Source organism: Acinetobacter sp. NIPH 2699, from assembly GCF_022549355.1.
GTDB lineage: Bacteria > Pseudomonadota > Gammaproteobacteria > Pseudomonadales > Moraxellaceae > Acinetobacter.
In genome coordinates, this window is sequence record NZ_JAKZGL010000008.1 from 1 (window position 1) to 14,630 (window position 14,630).

General features: G+C 39.0%; 13 protein-coding genes. 9 read left to right on the top strand and 4 right to left on the bottom strand.

The genetic code is table 11. The annotated features are described in order from the left end of the window. Positions 1–299: 299 nt before the first annotated feature. Positions 300–518 carry a DUF1653 domain-containing protein gene (locus tag MMP72_RS09355; RefSeq protein WP_241316654.1) on the top strand — a complete coding sequence of 73 codons (219 nt, stop codon included), beginning with the start codon at positions 300–302 and terminating at the stop codon, positions 516–518. A 43-nt stretch (positions 519–561) separates the two neighbouring features. Beyond that, positions 562–1,149, top strand: coding sequence for a class I SAM-dependent methyltransferase (locus MMP72_RS09360; RefSeq protein ID WP_241316656.1), 588 nt, complete (start codon positions 562–564; stop codon positions 1,147–1,149). Here the strand turns inward: MMP72_RS09360 and MMP72_RS09365 are convergent. Next, positions 1,126–2,175 carry an AraC family transcriptional regulator gene (locus MMP72_RS09365; RefSeq protein WP_241316658.1) on the bottom strand — a complete coding sequence of 350 codons (1,050 nt, stop codon included), beginning with the start codon at positions 2,173–2,175 and terminating at the stop codon, positions 1,126–1,128. The two genes, MMP72_RS09360 and MMP72_RS09365, sit on opposite strands and share 24 nt — an antisense overlap. Positions 2,176–2,297: 122 nt before the next feature. Here MMP72_RS09365 and MMP72_RS09370 point away from each other — a divergent pair, with 122 nt between their 5' ends. Continuing rightward, positions 2,298–3,491 carry an alkane 1-monooxygenase gene (locus MMP72_RS09370; RefSeq protein ID WP_241316660.1) on the top strand — a complete coding sequence of 398 codons (1,194 nt, stop codon included), beginning with the start codon at positions 2,298–2,300 and terminating at the stop codon, positions 3,489–3,491. Positions 3,492–3,532: 41 nt separating this feature from the next. Here MMP72_RS09370 and MMP72_RS09375 read toward each other — a convergent pair whose 3' ends face one another. Both MMP72_RS09375 and ahpC read right to left on the bottom strand, forming a co-directional pair. Next, on the bottom strand, positions 3,533–3,748 hold the full coding sequence (locus MMP72_RS09375; RefSeq protein ID WP_241316662.1) for a KTSC domain-containing protein: 216 nt from the start codon (positions 3,746–3,748) through the stop codon (positions 3,533–3,535). Between the two features lie 251 nt (positions 3,749–3,999). Beyond that, positions 4,000–4,563, bottom strand: coding sequence for an alkyl hydroperoxide reductase subunit C (gene ahpC / locus MMP72_RS09380; protein ID WP_004670665.1), 564 nt, complete (start codon positions 4,561–4,563; stop codon positions 4,000–4,002). 347 nt (positions 4,564–4,910) lie between these two features. Here ahpC and MMP72_RS09385 point away from each other — a divergent pair, with 347 nt between their 5' ends. From MMP72_RS09385 to MMP72_RS09405, 5 genes are all read left to right on the top strand, one after another. Next, positions 4,911–6,071 (top strand): sterol desaturase family protein, encoded by a 1,161-nt coding sequence (locus MMP72_RS09385; RefSeq protein WP_241316906.1) that lies wholly within the window; start codon positions 4,911–4,913, stop codon positions 6,069–6,071. A 112-nt stretch (positions 6,072–6,183) separates the two neighbouring features. Then, positions 6,184–10,068 (top strand): ATP-dependent RNA helicase HrpA, encoded by a 3,885-nt coding sequence (gene hrpA / locus MMP72_RS09390; RefSeq protein WP_241316664.1) that lies wholly within the window; start codon positions 6,184–6,186, stop codon positions 10,066–10,068. Positions 10,069–10,114: 46 nt separating this feature from the next. Further along, the gene (locus MMP72_RS09395) at positions 10,115–11,221 is read left to right on the top strand and encodes a beta-ketoacyl-ACP synthase III (protein ID WP_241316666.1); all 1,107 of its coding nucleotides are present in this window, start codon (positions 10,115–10,117) and stop codon (positions 11,219–11,221) included. Between the two features lie 87 nt (positions 11,222–11,308). Continuing rightward, complete coding sequence (locus tag MMP72_RS09400) at positions 11,309–11,533, top strand: DUF2281 domain-containing protein (RefSeq protein ID WP_241316668.1); 225 nt, start codon at positions 11,309–11,311, stop codon at positions 11,531–11,533. After that, positions 11,530–11,913 (top strand): type II toxin-antitoxin system VapC family toxin, encoded by a 384-nt coding sequence (locus MMP72_RS09405; protein ID WP_241316670.1) that lies wholly within the window; start codon positions 11,530–11,532, stop codon positions 11,911–11,913. The genes MMP72_RS09400 and MMP72_RS09405 overlap by 4 nt, the downstream gene beginning before the upstream one ends. A 43-nt stretch (positions 11,914–11,956) precedes the next feature. On the opposite strand, the gene lipA is transcribed toward MMP72_RS09405, so the two are convergent. Further along, entirely contained in the window at positions 11,957–12,970 is a 1,014-nt protein-coding gene (lipA, locus tag MMP72_RS09410; protein ID WP_241316672.1) for a lipoyl synthase, read from the bottom strand. Positions 12,971–13,157: 187 nt separating this feature from the next. Here lipA and sthA point away from each other — a divergent pair, with 187 nt between their 5' ends. Further along, positions 13,158–14,573, top strand: coding sequence for a Si-specific NAD(P)(+) transhydrogenase (gene sthA / locus MMP72_RS09415; protein ID WP_241316674.1), 1,416 nt, complete (start codon positions 13,158–13,160; stop codon positions 14,571–14,573). Positions 14,574–14,630: the final 57 nt, after the last annotated feature.

The window sequence follows — 14,630 nt, forward strand, 5'->3', positions numbered from 1 at the left end:
ACTCAATCGGACTTTCTAAACGTTCTAAGTAAGCTTTTAATTGCGTTTTAATATTTTGATCTAACATCTATGTCTCCAAATTCTCAACAATTCAAGTCGGCTAAATTCATTCACTGAGGCTATAGTACGCAAAAGCACTAAATAGGTAAAACAGTATGTTTTTATTGGTTTGATCGGATAATTGAATTAATGGTGATTGTGTAGAATTTTTAATCATCTATATGCTTAAAAGTTTGAGTACAATCGATCTTGTTATATAACTGCAATCATTTCATGGCATAACTAAAAAGGTAAGCGACATGGCATTACAGCGTGGTATCTATCAACATTATAAAGGGCAGCTTTATCAAGTGTTTAATGTTGCTCGACATAGTGAAACAGAAGAAGAATTGGTGGTTTATCAATGCTTATATGGTGATTACTCAATGTGGGTACGTCCATTTGCCATGTTTACTGAAACGGTTCAACTTGATGATGGACGGATTATTCCACGATTTAAGTTGGTACAAGCGACCTAAACTCGATATTTTTCTAGTTTGAGCATCATGGAGTATCAGAAATATGACCGACACTGTTTTTTTACAACGTATTGCTGATTTATATGATGAGTTTAAACAACATGATGCTCGACAGTCTGATCGTTTAAGGCGTTATCGTAATATCGAGGCAGAATCAGCAAAATTGCTGGCGATGCTGGTGCGTACTCAGCAATCAAAACGTATTCTCGAAATTGGAACTTCCACAGGATATTCAACATTGTGGTTGGCTGAAGCAGCCAAAACTGTTCAGGGGACGGTATTCACTTTAGAAATCAATGCATTTCGTAGTGCGCAAGCCAAAAAATATGCAGAAGATTTTGAGTTGGAAGGTTTTATTGATTTTTGGGTAGGTGATGCCGCTGACTATTTGCAACAAGCAACGGAAGCTTTTGATCTAATCCTATTGGATGCGGAACGTGGTAGTTATGTGAGTTATTGGGAAGACTTAAAACGATTATTACAATCTTCTAGCAGTACTTTAATTATTGATAATGTCATTTCACATCCCGCTGAAGTTAAACCCATACTTGATTTGATTAAACAAGATGAAGACTATATGAGTACGATTTTGCCTATCGGTGCTGGTTTATGTATGGTTGTTGTCAAATAACTGATTTCTGTTCTGATGCTCTAACCGATAGGTTTGTGGGCTACAACCTTGTATTTTATTAAAAGCACGGGTGAAGTTAGCAGGGTTTGAATAGCCCAACTCATAGGCAATATGTGTAATGGTAAAATTGGAATTCTCTAATAGATCGACTGCACGTTCGGTACTAATTTTTTGTTTTAATTGATGAAATTCAACACCGTACTTTTGTAGATAACGTTGCAGCGTTTTGGTTGAGATATTTAAGACTTTGGCACATTCCTTTAATGTTGGGATCTGATTGGCTTGACGTAACATCATACTGACCCATTCAACGATTTCACCTTGATGATAGATCTTCTGGATTTGCTCCTGACAACGTTGCTCCACCACTTTTAAACTATGCGCATCAGCTAAAGGTAAGGGCAGTGCCAATTGTTGCTGATCAATCACCACGCGTATACCTGAAAGCCACGTATAGTTAAAGTGGAAGTTGGCTTTCACCAAGGATAAGTAACGTTCTTGATAGCTTGGTTCTGAAATACTCAAATACACTTGGTAGCGTTGTAATTGCTGACCTGCCAATTCTAACAGGCTGTAATAAAACGCCACGGCAATCGCTTCAATATGAAATGCCAAACATTGCTTATTCATCTGCAAAATCGGTTCAAATAAGAGTTCAACCTTTTGCTGATTGATCGGAAATTGAATACTCAACTTAAAACTCGGCATAATCAGTCTAAAATATTGTGCAATCAGCCTAAGTGCATGTTCCAAGTTAGGACTGGTCATTAGCGCATAGCCAACTAAGCTATGTGAGCTGAGTTTTATATTTTTACCGAGTTCAAAGGCCAGGTCTTGGGTATTGGGCAGACTTAAACCAATTTCAATGAATTGCTCAATTTGTTGAATCGATAATAATTCTGTTTTTGCCAGTTCTTGCTGCAATGCCATCAACAAATCATTATCGTATTGATGCGTGCTGATTAAAATTTCAATCAGTCGTAAATAATAACGTGATGGAATAACAGGGATCTGTTGCTTTTGCACAAGAAAAACTCAGTAAAGTCTTAAAATGATAATACCAAGTCTTAAAATGATAATATAGAGGGGCGATGAAGGAACACAATCAATTCAAGCAAAACATTTTGTGTTTGATTGAGGAGTTTCTAATGAATATGCATACTCAACTGGATGTCGAGCAAGCGACAACAACATTTAAGGATAAAAAACGTCATTTATGGCTATTGGGTTTAGCTGTACCGACCATTGCAATGGGTGGTTTGGCAGGCTATCAATTTGGCCCTAAAAAAACTAAAAAGTTCTTCGCTTCATTTGGGCCATTATTTATTCATGGCGTTATTCCAACATTGGATAAATTGATTGGTGAAGACACGGAAAACCCGCCACTAGATGCAATTGCAGATTTAGAAGCTGATCCGTATTACGCTCGTATTGTTAAACTTTTTATTCCTTTGCAATACGCGACCAATGTTTATGGGGCCTATTTAGCCAGTCGTAAAGACACGCCAGTCGCAGATCAAGTCTTACTGGGAACTTTGGTAGGAATGGTCAATGGGATTGCCATTAATACTGCACATGAACTTAGCCATAAAAGTGGCAAGCTAGAACATTATTTATCACATTTGGCACTCGTACCATCAGGATATAACCATTTCCGTATCGAACACCCTTATGGACATCACCGTCGTGTTGCGACACCTGAAGACCCAGCATCTTCACAATTTGGTGAGACTTTTTGGAAGTTCTTACCTCGTACAGTGGTTGGGAGTTTTAAGTCCGCGATTGAAATTGAAAAAAACCGCTTAGAACGTAAGAAACTGCCTTTTTTCTGCAAGGAAAATGAATTGATTCATGGTTGGGCGATGTCTGCTGTATACCATGCAGCCATGTTTGCGAAATTTGGTGTGCGTTCCATCCCATTCCAAGTGACTCAAGCCACTTATGCGATTACTTTATTTGAATCAGTGAATTATATTGAGCATTATGGTTTAAAGCGCGCAAAGAAAGAAAATGGCCAATATGAACGTACTTTGCCAGAGCATAGCTGGAACAATAATAATGTAGTGACCAACTTGTTCTTGTACCAATTACAACGACATTCGGACCATCATGCAAATCCAGCTCGTAGCTTTCAAACCTTACGTCATTTTGAAGATGCGCCTCAGTTGCCCGCAGGTTATGGTGCAATGATCCTACCAGCATTTGTTCCGATATGGTGGTCGAAAATTATGGATGATCGAGTGGTGGAGCACTACAATGGCGATCTAACTAAAATCAACATGCATCCGAGCGCTAAAGAAGAAATGTTTGAGAAATATGCTGAGCAAATTGATGTTGCGTGATGAGTATTCGTGATACAAATCAGCCCAATAGGGCTGATTTTTTATGGTGATGCAGAAATAGAGAGCCGTTTAAAATGTAGATCAAACTCAAGATACTTTTGTACAAATGCGGCTTTGTCAGTAGAGCGGAGTAAATTATCGTAAATAAATTTTGGTACCGGATGATAAAGTTCACCTGAACCATTGTTATAAAATATTTTTAAATAACGTGAAGAAACGTCATATTTCCAAGAAGTGACAATAACAGTTTTTTCCATACATTTGCCCCCATATCAACAGTAGACCCATGTCCATATAAAAAACGCTTTATTCCATAATTTGACAGTACTCCAACTTAGACAGGCTGACAATTGATAAATGAACTTTGCTATAAATTTATAAGTATAAGAATTGTAAAAAATTTGCTATCAAATCGAAGCGTAGATAACAGGGAATTTATACATATTTTAGTTAAAAAGAAACCACCCAAAAAAGGGTGGTTTCGGACTCATTTGTTGAATCTAATAAATTAGATTTTACCAACTAAGTCGATAGATGGAGCAAGTGTTGCTTCGCCTTCTTTCCATTTCGCTGGGCAAACTTCACCTGGGTGGCTTGCTACGAATTGAGCAGCTTTAAGTTTACGTAAAGTTTCTGATACATCACGAGCAATTGAGTTGTCATGAATTTCAGCAGTTTTGATTACGCCTTCAGGGTTAATGATGAACGTACCACGAAGTGCTAGACCAGCTTCTTCAATATGAACATCAAAAGCGCGTGTTAATTGATGAGTAGGATCACCAATTAATGGGAATTGAGCTTTACCAACAGCTGGAGAAGTTTCATGCCATACTTTGTGAGAGAAATGAGTATCAGTCGTTACGATATAAACTTCCGCACCAGCTTTTTTGAATTCTTCATAGTTGTCAGCAGCATCTTCAACTTCTGTTGGACAGTTGAATGTAAATGCAGCTGGCATAAAAATAAGAACAGACCATTTACCTTTAAGATCTGCTTCAGTTACTTGAATGAATTCACCGTTACGGAATGCATCAGCTTTAAATGGTTTAACTTCAGTATTAATTAAGCTCATCATTGTCTCCATGATTGAGGTATATCTTTAAACTAGGAATGTGTTTACGAGATATAGAATAGATAATTTTTCATTATTGGGGAAATAGTATTTTTACATGACTGTAATCGGAAAAATGAATTGATCGATTTAAATCTATATTTTCACCCAATCTATCCTGATTTGACTTCAAGTTCATGACGTCAAGATGACAGGACATTTTAAAATTAATGCGTTAGACAACATGCAGTCTATATCGTCAAAATTCAAGGGTAGAATTGAAAAATTTATAAAAAATGTTTAATTTCTAGACTATAATTTAATTTGTGAGCTTTTTTGCTCGAGTAGATAGCGAATTAACACCAACAATGACTGATCAATTAAGAACAAAATTCGAAAACTTAGAACTGAATATGGGTTTGGGGAAAATTAGTGCTTTTATCTCAATGTCCTTGGGTTTGCTCAGTATATTCGGTGCTTTGTGTTTTCTATTTCCTACCGTATTCACGACACCAGAACTTCGCCCGTTTTATACGCAGCATTATGATATTTTCTATTTTAGCTTAATGTTCGGAATCGTCATCAGTGTGGGATTTGGCGTATTTAGTTCTATTGTTCGCCAAAATCGTTATGGATTTTATGGTCTATGCTTTGCTTTAGTTGCTGCGGTTCTCGGTTGTGGTTTGATCAAGGCACCGATGCTTCCAAGTCTTCCTTTTTATGCTGGAATTGATTATTTCGTATTGACGCTTGTGATCTTGGCACTGATTTTTATTCCACTTGAAGGTTTTTTTGCTAAAAATCCTGATCAAAAAATTCTACGCGTGGGGTGGGTGACGGATATGAAATATTTCATGTTTAGTCACATTGGTATTCAGTTATTCACTTTTTTAACCGTCATGCCGATCCAATATTGGATTACTCATCTACCCAACAATCCAATTGTTCCCTATGTGCAGGCACAACCGATTTGGCTGCAGTTTATAGAATTACTAATTGTTGTCGATTTTGTGGTGTATTGGCTGCATCGAGCGATGCATGAAGTGGATTTCCTGTGGCGTTTTCATGCCATTCATCACTCTACCGAATATATGGATTGGCTGGCATCTTCGCGTTTACATGCTGTTGAAGTGTTGATGACACGGTTTTTAGCAACTTTACCTATTTTTCTTTTGGGTTTTCACACCTCAGCCGTATTTGCCTATCTGATCTTTATTTCCTTTCACGCCATATTTATTCATTCCAATGTGCGTTTTCGTTTTCCTTATTTACGCTGGGTTATTGCGACACCTGAGTTTCATCACTGGCATCATTCTTCAGAGAAGCCTGCAATTGATAAAAATTATGCAGCATTTATCCCTGCCTATGATGTCATTTTTAAAAGCGTGTATATGCCAAATCATCTCGCAAGTGTATATGGTACGGTAGGCTATAAGATTCCAAATAGTTTTGTGAAACAGTTTACTTGGCCCTTTAAAAAATACGTAAAACGTTTTCTCAAGCGCTTTGATTCGTCATCTAAATCTTAAAGAGATTGATCAATCTGCATCAATTTCCCAGCAGGATTGGTGCAGTTACTTTGCATAGCAACACTTTAAAGCGTAAAATAGCCGATTATTTTATTTTCAGGAAAGCTGTTCAGTGCAGAGTCATTTAAATGTAGATCAATGGGTTATGGCACGTGACCGTCACCGTTTAAATCGACTGCGTAAAGATAAAAAAACTGAAACAGCGGAAATTGAAAAGCTATTTGCACAATCAAATCATAAAGTTAAGCAACGATTGGCACGACTTCCAAAGATCAAGCTCAACCAAGACTTACCTGTTACGCAATATGCGGATCGGTTGATTGAAGCGATTCAAAAGCATCAAGTGATCATCGTGGCTGGGGAAACAGGCTCAGGAAAAACCACACAGCTTCCTCAGATTGCAATGCTGGCAGGTCGTGGTTTAACCGGTATGATTGGACATACTCAACCGCGTCGTTTGGCGGCACGTAGTGTATCGCAGCGTATCGCGGAAGAAGTAGGCGAAAAGTTAGGGGAATCAATCGGCTTTAAAATCCGTTTTACTGAGCAGGGATCACAAGACTCCATCGTTCGATTGATGACAGACGGTATTTTGCTGGCTGAACTGACGCATGATCGTTTTTTATCAAAATATGACACTATTATTATTGATGAAGCGCATGAGCGTTCGCTCAATATTGATTTTATCATGGGCTATTTAAAGCAGCTTTTGCCGAAACGCCCAGATTTAAAAGTGATCGTGACCTCTGCAACACTCGATGTAAATCGTTTTAGTCAATATTTTTACAATGCTCCCATTTTTGAAGTTGAAGGGCGTAGCTTTCCTGTTGAGCTTCGTTATCGTCCTATTTCCGAACTGAATATTGTCGGCAGTGATGACGATGAGTTTGATGATTTTGAAGAAAATCTACCGCGTGCGGTGGTACAAGCGGTAGAGGAATGTTTTGCTGATGCTGATAGCAAAGGTCATCCAGAACATGCTGATATTTTAATTTTTGCCAGTACTGAGCAAGAGATTCGAGAACTGCAAGAAACTTTGCAAAAATTTGGTCCTCGGCATACCGAAGTGCTTCCTTTATATGCACGTTTGGCGATTGCAGAACAACAAAAGATTTTTAGTCCGAGTGGAAAAGGACGACGGATTATTATTGCCACCAACGTTGCAGAGACGGCACTTACTGTGCCGAATATACGTTATGTGATAGACAGTGGTTTTGCGCGTCTTTCGCGCTATAACTATCGTTCGCGGGTACAACGTTTACCGATTGAAGCCATTTCACAGGCTGCGGCCAATCAGCGCAAAGGGCGTTGTGGACGTATCGCTGCGGGTGTGTGTATTCGTCTCTATAGTGAAGAGGATTTCCTCAGCCGCCCAGAATTCACTGAACCAGAAATTAAACGAACCAATCTCGCCTCTGTCATTTTACAAATGCAAAGTTTAGGATTGGGGGATTTAGAGGATTTCGATTTCATCGAACCACCTGATTTTCGATTGGTTAATGATGGGCGTAAGTTATTGATTGAATTGGGGGCTTATAGTGAACATTCTCAATCTACCCTCAATAAGAAAGGTCATAAGGGGGGATTAACCAAAATCGGTCAAATGATGGCGCGGATGCCGATTGATCCTCGTTTGGCACGGATGATTATTGGTGGTGCACATTTTGGTGTGCTGAAAGAAGTGTTGGTGATTGTGAGTGCTTTGGCTGTTCAAGACCCGCGCGAACGTCCTGCTGATAAGCAAATGCAGGCGGATCAAAAGCATGCCTTATTTAAAGAAGCTGATTCTGACTTTTTATTCTATTTAAAGTTATGGGATACCTTACAAACCAGTCCTGAGACACAATCAGAGAGTAAACGTCGTCAATTTGCGCGAAACCATTTTTTAAGTTGGTTGCGTTTACGCGAATGGAAACAAACCTATCAGCAATTGGTTGAATTGGCTGAAAGTTTAAAACTGAGTTTTAATGAAAAAGCCGCCAATTATGAAAATCTACATCGGGCTTTATTAACCGGTTTACTCTCATTCATCGCCAATAAAACCGATGAGCGAAATACCTTTATGGCAGTGCGTCAGCAGAAAGCTAAAGTCTTTCCAGCCAGCACTTTACATAAGACCAATACCGCTTGGGTGATGGCGTTTGAGATGGTGGAAACCTCGCAAGTCTATTTACGGACTTTGGCTAAAATTGATCCGGAATGGATTTTATTGGCTGCTGGTGATTTGTTGAAACACCACTATTTTGAACCGCACTGGTCGAAAAAAGCGGGTATCGTCAATGTTTATGATCAGATTTCATTGTTTGGTTTGATTGTTGAACCTAAGCGGCTCATCAATTTTGAAAAAGTGGATCAAGCTGCTGCACATGAAATCTTTTTACGTGATGCATTAACGACAGGTCATTTGGGTATTACACCACCATTTCTAAAACACAACTTATTAAAACTCGAAGAAGTTGAACGTGTTGAGGACAAATTACGTCGTCGTGATTTGGTGGTCGATGAAGAAACGATTTATCAGTTTTATGCCAATAAAGTTCCGACTGAAATTGCCAGCCGTCGTAGTTTTGAAGATTGGCGAGCAACGGTAGAACCTGAGACTCCACGCTATTTATTTGTCGATGATGATGCGTTGTGGATGAATGATCGTCCAACCACGCAGCAGTTTCCTGACTATTTACATAATGGACAATTGCGCTTAGCGGCCAGCTATCGGTTTGACCCAAGTCATGATGAAGATGGCGCGACAGTGAAAATTCCTGTGCAAGCCTTAGCACAAGTTGATGAAAATCAATGGTCATGGGGAATTCCAGGTTGGCGACAAAATTTAATTGAGGCGTTGTTAAAAGCATTGCCTAAAGATAAACGTCGTAACCTTGTACCGATTCCTGATACGACGAGAAAGTTGATACAGGGCGTAGATGCCGTTCATTTGCGAGCGCATCTCTTTAGTTATTTGGCCTTTGCTTTACGCGGTGAGCAAATCACCGAAAAAGATTTTTCTTTTGAAAGAATTGATCAATATCTGATTCCTTTTATTAAAGTGCTCGATGAAAAAGGTAAATTGATTGCTCAAGGTCGTGATTTAGATGAGTTAAAAGCGCGTTGTCGTGTAGAGACGCATCGAGCTGTTAAGCAGCATGAAGGTGAGTTCAAAACTTTTCCTGAGCATTTTGTTTTTGAAGCTTCACAAAAAGTGACAGGTGTATTGGTGAAACAATATCAAGCACTTGTACCAAGCAAAGCATTTGCTGATTTAGATGCAAAAGATGAATCGGGCGTGGTAATTCAAACTTTTAACGATCAAGATGAAGCTATTAAACAGCATAGAGAAGGGGTGATTCGCCTCGTTCACATGCAACTGGGTGATTTGATTCGTCAGTTGAAGAAGCAAATTTCTAAACCATTGGCATTGGCTTATTCACCACTGGGTGACAAAGCAAAGTTAGAGCAAATGTTGGTTTATGCAACCTTGCAAGTTTCGATTCAAACGCTTCCTATTGATGCCATAGAGTTTGAAAGTTTATTGGCGAATACCAAAAAGCATTTTTTATCTCAGGGTCAACAGACATTAAGTGACCTTACTGAAATATTCACTCAATGGCAGCAAGTTCGCCGTGAATTGTTAGTGCTCGATCAAATAATCTTTACTCGAAGTGTGGATGATATTGAAGATCAGCTTGATCTTATGTCTCTTGCAGACTTTGTTTATAGTCGTCCTGCTGAGCTTTGGCAGGAATACCCGCGTTATTTAAAAGCTTTGCTATTGCGTTTAGATCGTTTGCCCAATAATCTACAAAGAGACCTTGCGGCAATTAATGACGTCGATCCTTGGATGGATAAGCTATTTAAATTTAAAAATGATCCTAAAATCAAAGAATTGTATTTGATGATGGAGGAGTTGCGAATTTCCTTGTTTTCTCAACCGATGAAAACAAAGCTGCCAATTTCACCAAATAGATTACAAAAACTATGGGATCGATTATCAATCGGTTAAACTGAGCAACAATGAAAGCTAGAACCATTCTTTACAGGAGTTTTACATGGGCATTCGTATAACAGGTACAGGGTTATTTCACCCGACCGAATCTATTTCCAATGCAGAATTGGTTGAAAGTTTAAATGCTTATGTAGAACAATATAACCAAGAACATGCTGATAAAATTGCAGCAGGCGAACTTGAAGCTTTACGAGGCTCAAGCCCTGAATTTATTGAAAAGGCATCTGGTATTCAACGTCGTTATGTGGTCGAAAAATCAGGTATTCTTGATCCAAAACGCTTGCGCCCTCGTTTGCAAGAACGTAGCAATGATGAGCTTTCACTTCAAGCCGAGTGGGGCGTGATTGCAGCAAAACAAGCGATGGAAAATGCAGGTGTCACCGCAGCAGATATTGATGTGGTGATTTTGGCGTGTTCAAATATGCAACGTGCCTACCCAGCGGTCGCGATTGAAATTCAGTCAGCATTGGGCATTCAAGGTTATGCTTATGACATGAATGTGGCGTGTTCTGCGGCAACATTCGGTTTGAAGCAAGCCTATGATGCTGTGAAGTGTGGCGCTCGTCGTGTTTTACTTCTCAATGTTGAGATTACATCGGGTCATTTAGACTATCGTACTCGTGATGCACACTTTATTTTTGGCGATGTTGCAACAGCATCAATCATTGAAGAGACTGAAACAAAATCAGGCTACGAAATTTTAGATATACATTTGTTTACCCAGTTCTCAAACAATATTCGTAATAACTTCGGTTTCTTAAACCGTAGTGAAGATGCAGTGGTGGATGACAAATTATTCCGCCAAGATGGTCGCAAAGTCTTTAAAGATGTTTGCCCATTGGTTGCAAAAATGATTACTGCGCAATTGGAAAAATTAAATCTAAGCACTGAGCAGATTAAGCGTTTCTGGTTGCACCAAGCCAATGCCAATATGAATGAACTGATTTTAAAACTGGTTGTGGGCAAAGATGCTGATCTTGAACGTGCGCCAATTATTTTAGATGAGTTCGCCAATACCTCTTCTGCGGGTGTGATCATTGCGATGCATCGTACTGGTGAACAGGTCAATGATGGTGAATACGCCGTGATCTCTTCATTTGGTGCTGGTTATTCAGTGGGTTCGATTGTGGTGCAGAAGCATATTGTTTAATTTGTAAGTGCTATTGTGGTGAATTTGAGGAGCATTGATTTGCTCCTTTTTTATGTTAGGCTAAAAGATAAATAAGAGGATAAGAATATGGGTATTGCAGAAGCGGTTTTTTTACAAGTACAAAATTTACCTGAAGATAAAGCAAAGGAGGTCTTGGATTTTGCTCGTTTTTTAGCAGAACGATCTCAACAAGAAAATACAATAACCGTAATGGGAAAGCGACAGCCGAATTTGCTTAAAGGTCAAGTTAAGATCATAGATCAAGAGTGGCATAAACCAAGTGCTGATATTGAGGATGACTTTTATAAATGAATCGTTATTTATTAGATAGTCAAATTTTGATTTGGTGGATCAATGAAGCTGAAAAATTACCACAATCAATATGCCAATTAATTGAAAATAAACAAAATACTATTTTTATCAGTGTTGCAACGATTTGGGAGATCGGAATTAAACAATCATTAGGTAAATTATATGTCAGTGATCATTTATTAGAGGATATTGCTAAACTAGGATTTACGATCTTAAATATCTCTGCCCAACACGCAGATTATGCAGCAAAATTACCTTTGCATCATCGTGACCCATTTGACCGTATGTTGATTGCACAAGCAAGTATTGAACAGATTCCGATATTATCCGCAGATCAACTATTTACATTGTATAAGCCATTTCCTTTTATTCAGGTATAGGTAATGATAAATGCCTTAAACTAGACATTTATCATGATTTTGATTAAGCCTCGACTACCTGTACCGCAATTTTTTTAGCAGGATCGGCTTTACGGCGAACAGCAGGAACAGGCTCACCACGATATTGACGATCAGCAAAGTAGCTAGAACGAACCATCGGTGCAGACCAAATATTTCTAAAGCCTAGTTTACGTCCATGCTCAGCATAACGTTCAAACTCTTCTGGTGTGACAAAGCGGTCAATCGGTGCATGTTGTTTAGATGGCTGTAAATACTGACCAATCGTGATGTAGTCTACATCATGCGCTCTGAGATCATCCAATAGGGCAATCACTTCTTCTTCAGTTTCACCAATACCTACCATCAAACCACATTTTGTTGGAATATCTGGGCAATATTCTTTAAACATTTTCAATAGATTTAAAGAGTGCTGGTAGTCAGAACCTGGACGCATCGCTTTATATAAGCGTGGCACAGTTTCAATGTTGTGGTTAAACACATCAGGTGGACATTCGGTCATAATGCGTAAAGCAATATCCAGTCGTCCACGGAAGTCAGGAACTAAGATTTCCAATAACGTATTTGGACTAAGCGTACGTGCTTCTTTGATACAATCAACAAAATGTTGAGCACCGCCATCGAGTAAATCATCACGGTCAACTGAAGTGATCACAGCGTACTTTAAGCCAAGATTCGAAATGGTCTCTGCCATGTGGCGCGGTTCATCTGGATCTAATGCATTCGGACGACCATGAGCAACGTCACAGAAAGGACAGCGACGTGTACAAATATCACCCATGATCATAAAGGTTGCGGTACCACCACCAAAACATTCTGGAAGGTTCGGGCAGGCTGCTTCTTCGCATACGGTATGGAGTTTTTGCGAGCGCAAGGTTGTTTTGATACGTTGAACCTCTTCTGGTGCAGCCATCTTGACGCGAATCCAATCTGGCTTACGAGGTACTTCAACCGTAGGAATCACTTTTACAGGAATTCTTGCGACTTTTTCGGCGCCACGAAGTTTTAAGCCCTGTTCAGCTTTACGGTGTTCAGACATATCTTTTCTACAACCTTTAACTTGAGATATCTCGACATTATAGTCAAATTTACGAGTGTATAGGACGAAATAGGTATTCATTTTAAAAATGTGTATATATAAAATATATGGTTGAGAAATACATCAATTCAACGCATATTGGTTATCATGTATAGAGAGATAACGGTTAACAGTCAAGGAGCTTTGAATGCCACGTAAGAAAGAGGTCGTTGGTGGGAATATTGTGAAATATGATGCAGTCATTCTCGGTTCTGGCCCAGCTGGTGAAGGCGCGGCAATGAAGCTGGCAAAAGCAGGTAAACGTGTTGCAATTGTTGATGTTCGTGATCAACTCGGTGGTAACTGTGCGCATGTAGGGACTATTCCAAGTAAGGCGTTACGTCAAACAGTTTCAAGTATTATTCGTTATCAACGTGATCCAATGTTTCAAAAAGTAGGTGAATGGAAGCAATTCACTATGAAACAGGTGTTACGTAATGCGCACAAAGTGATTCAACAACAAGTCGATACACATACACGTTTTTATGATCGCAATAAAATTGAAACTTTTCATGGTCGTGCCTATATCCACGATAAAAATACAGTTTTAATTTTTAGCCATGATGGTATTAAAGATACGATTATTTGTAAACAAATCGTGATTGCTACGGGTAGTCGTCCTTATCAACCCCAGGGTTTGGATTTTAAACATCCACGTGTATTTGATTCAGATAAGATTTTAGATTTAGATTATACGATTCAAAAAATTATTATTTATGGTGCAGGTGTTATTGGATGTGAATATGCATCTATTTTCATTGGATTAGACCATAAAGTTGACTTAATCAATACCCAGCAAAAGTTATTGAGTTATTTGGATGATGAAATTGCTGATGCACTGTCTTATCACTTACGTGAACAAGGGGTCTTGATTCGTCATAATGAACAAATTGATCGTTTAGAAACCTATGATGACCACGTGGTATTGCATTTGCTCAGCGGTAAGAAAATTAAAGCGGATGCAATCTTGTGGTGTAATGGTCGTTCGGGCAATACTGATGGCTTAGGCTTGGAAAATGTTGGTTTGGTACCAAATAGCCGCGGTCAGTTAATGGTCAATGATCAATATCAAACCGAAGTTGAAAATATTTTTGCTGCGGGTGATGTCATTGGTTGGCCATCACTGGCATCGGCTGCATATGACCAAGGGCGTTGTGCAGGTGCAAATATGGTTGGCGAAAAAAATGTTAAACCAATTAAGGATGTACCTACTGGAATTTATACCATCCCGGAAATTTCTTCGATTGGCAAAACCGAGCAAGAGCTGACGGAAGAAAAAATTCCATACGAAGTCGGGCAAGCATCTTTCCGTCATTTGGCGCGTGCGCAAATCACAGGTGATACGGTTGGTGAGTTAAAAATTTTGTTCCATCGTGATACTTTAGAAGTGTTGGGTATTCACTGTTTCGGTAACAATGCCGCTGAGATTATTCACATTGGTCAGGTGGTAATGCATAGCCCGAACAATACCTTAAAGTATTTTGTAGAAACAACTTTTAACTACCCAACAATGGCAGAAGCGTATCGTGTTGCTGCATTAAATGGCATGAATCGTTTATTCTAAGTTCGATAGACATTCGTGAGATCAAAATGCCAATCAAATTGATTGGCATTTTGCTAT

Bases quoted from the DNA above. Each gene is read 5' to 3' on its own strand.
- MMP72_RS09355 (WP_241316654.1), top strand. From the start codon at position 300: ATGGCATTACAGCGTGGTATCTATCAACATTATAAAGGGCAGCTTTAT.
- MMP72_RS09360 (WP_241316656.1), top strand. From the start codon at position 562: ATGACCGACACTGTTTTTTTACAACGTATTGCTGATTTATATGATGAG.
- MMP72_RS09370 (WP_241316660.1), top strand. From the start codon at position 2,298: ATGAATATGCATACTCAACTGGATGTCGAGCAAGCGACAACAACATTT.
- MMP72_RS09375 (WP_241316662.1), bottom strand. From the start codon at position 3,748: ATGGAAAAAACTGTTATTGTCACTTCTTGGAAATATGACGTTTCTTCA.
- ahpC (WP_004670665.1), bottom strand. From the start codon at position 4,563: ATGAGCTTAATTAATACTGAAGTTAAACCATTTAAAGCTGATGCATTC.
- MMP72_RS09385 (WP_241316906.1), top strand. From the start codon at position 4,911: ATGACTGATCAATTAAGAACAAAATTCGAAAACTTAGAACTGAATATG.
- MMP72_RS09395 (WP_241316666.1), top strand. From the start codon at position 10,115: ATGGGCATTCGTATAACAGGTACAGGGTTATTTCACCCGACCGAATCT.
- MMP72_RS09400 (WP_241316668.1), top strand. From the start codon at position 11,309: ATGGGTATTGCAGAAGCGGTTTTTTTACAAGTACAAAATTTACCTGAA.
- MMP72_RS09405 (WP_241316670.1), top strand. From the start codon at position 11,530: ATGAATCGTTATTTATTAGATAGTCAAATTTTGATTTGGTGGATCAAT.
- lipA (WP_241316672.1), bottom strand. From the start codon at position 12,970: ATGTCTGAACACCGTAAAGCTGAACAGGGCTTAAAACTTCGTGGCGCC.
- sthA (WP_241316674.1), top strand. From the start codon at position 13,158: ATGCCACGTAAGAAAGAGGTCGTTGGTGGGAATATTGTGAAATATGAT.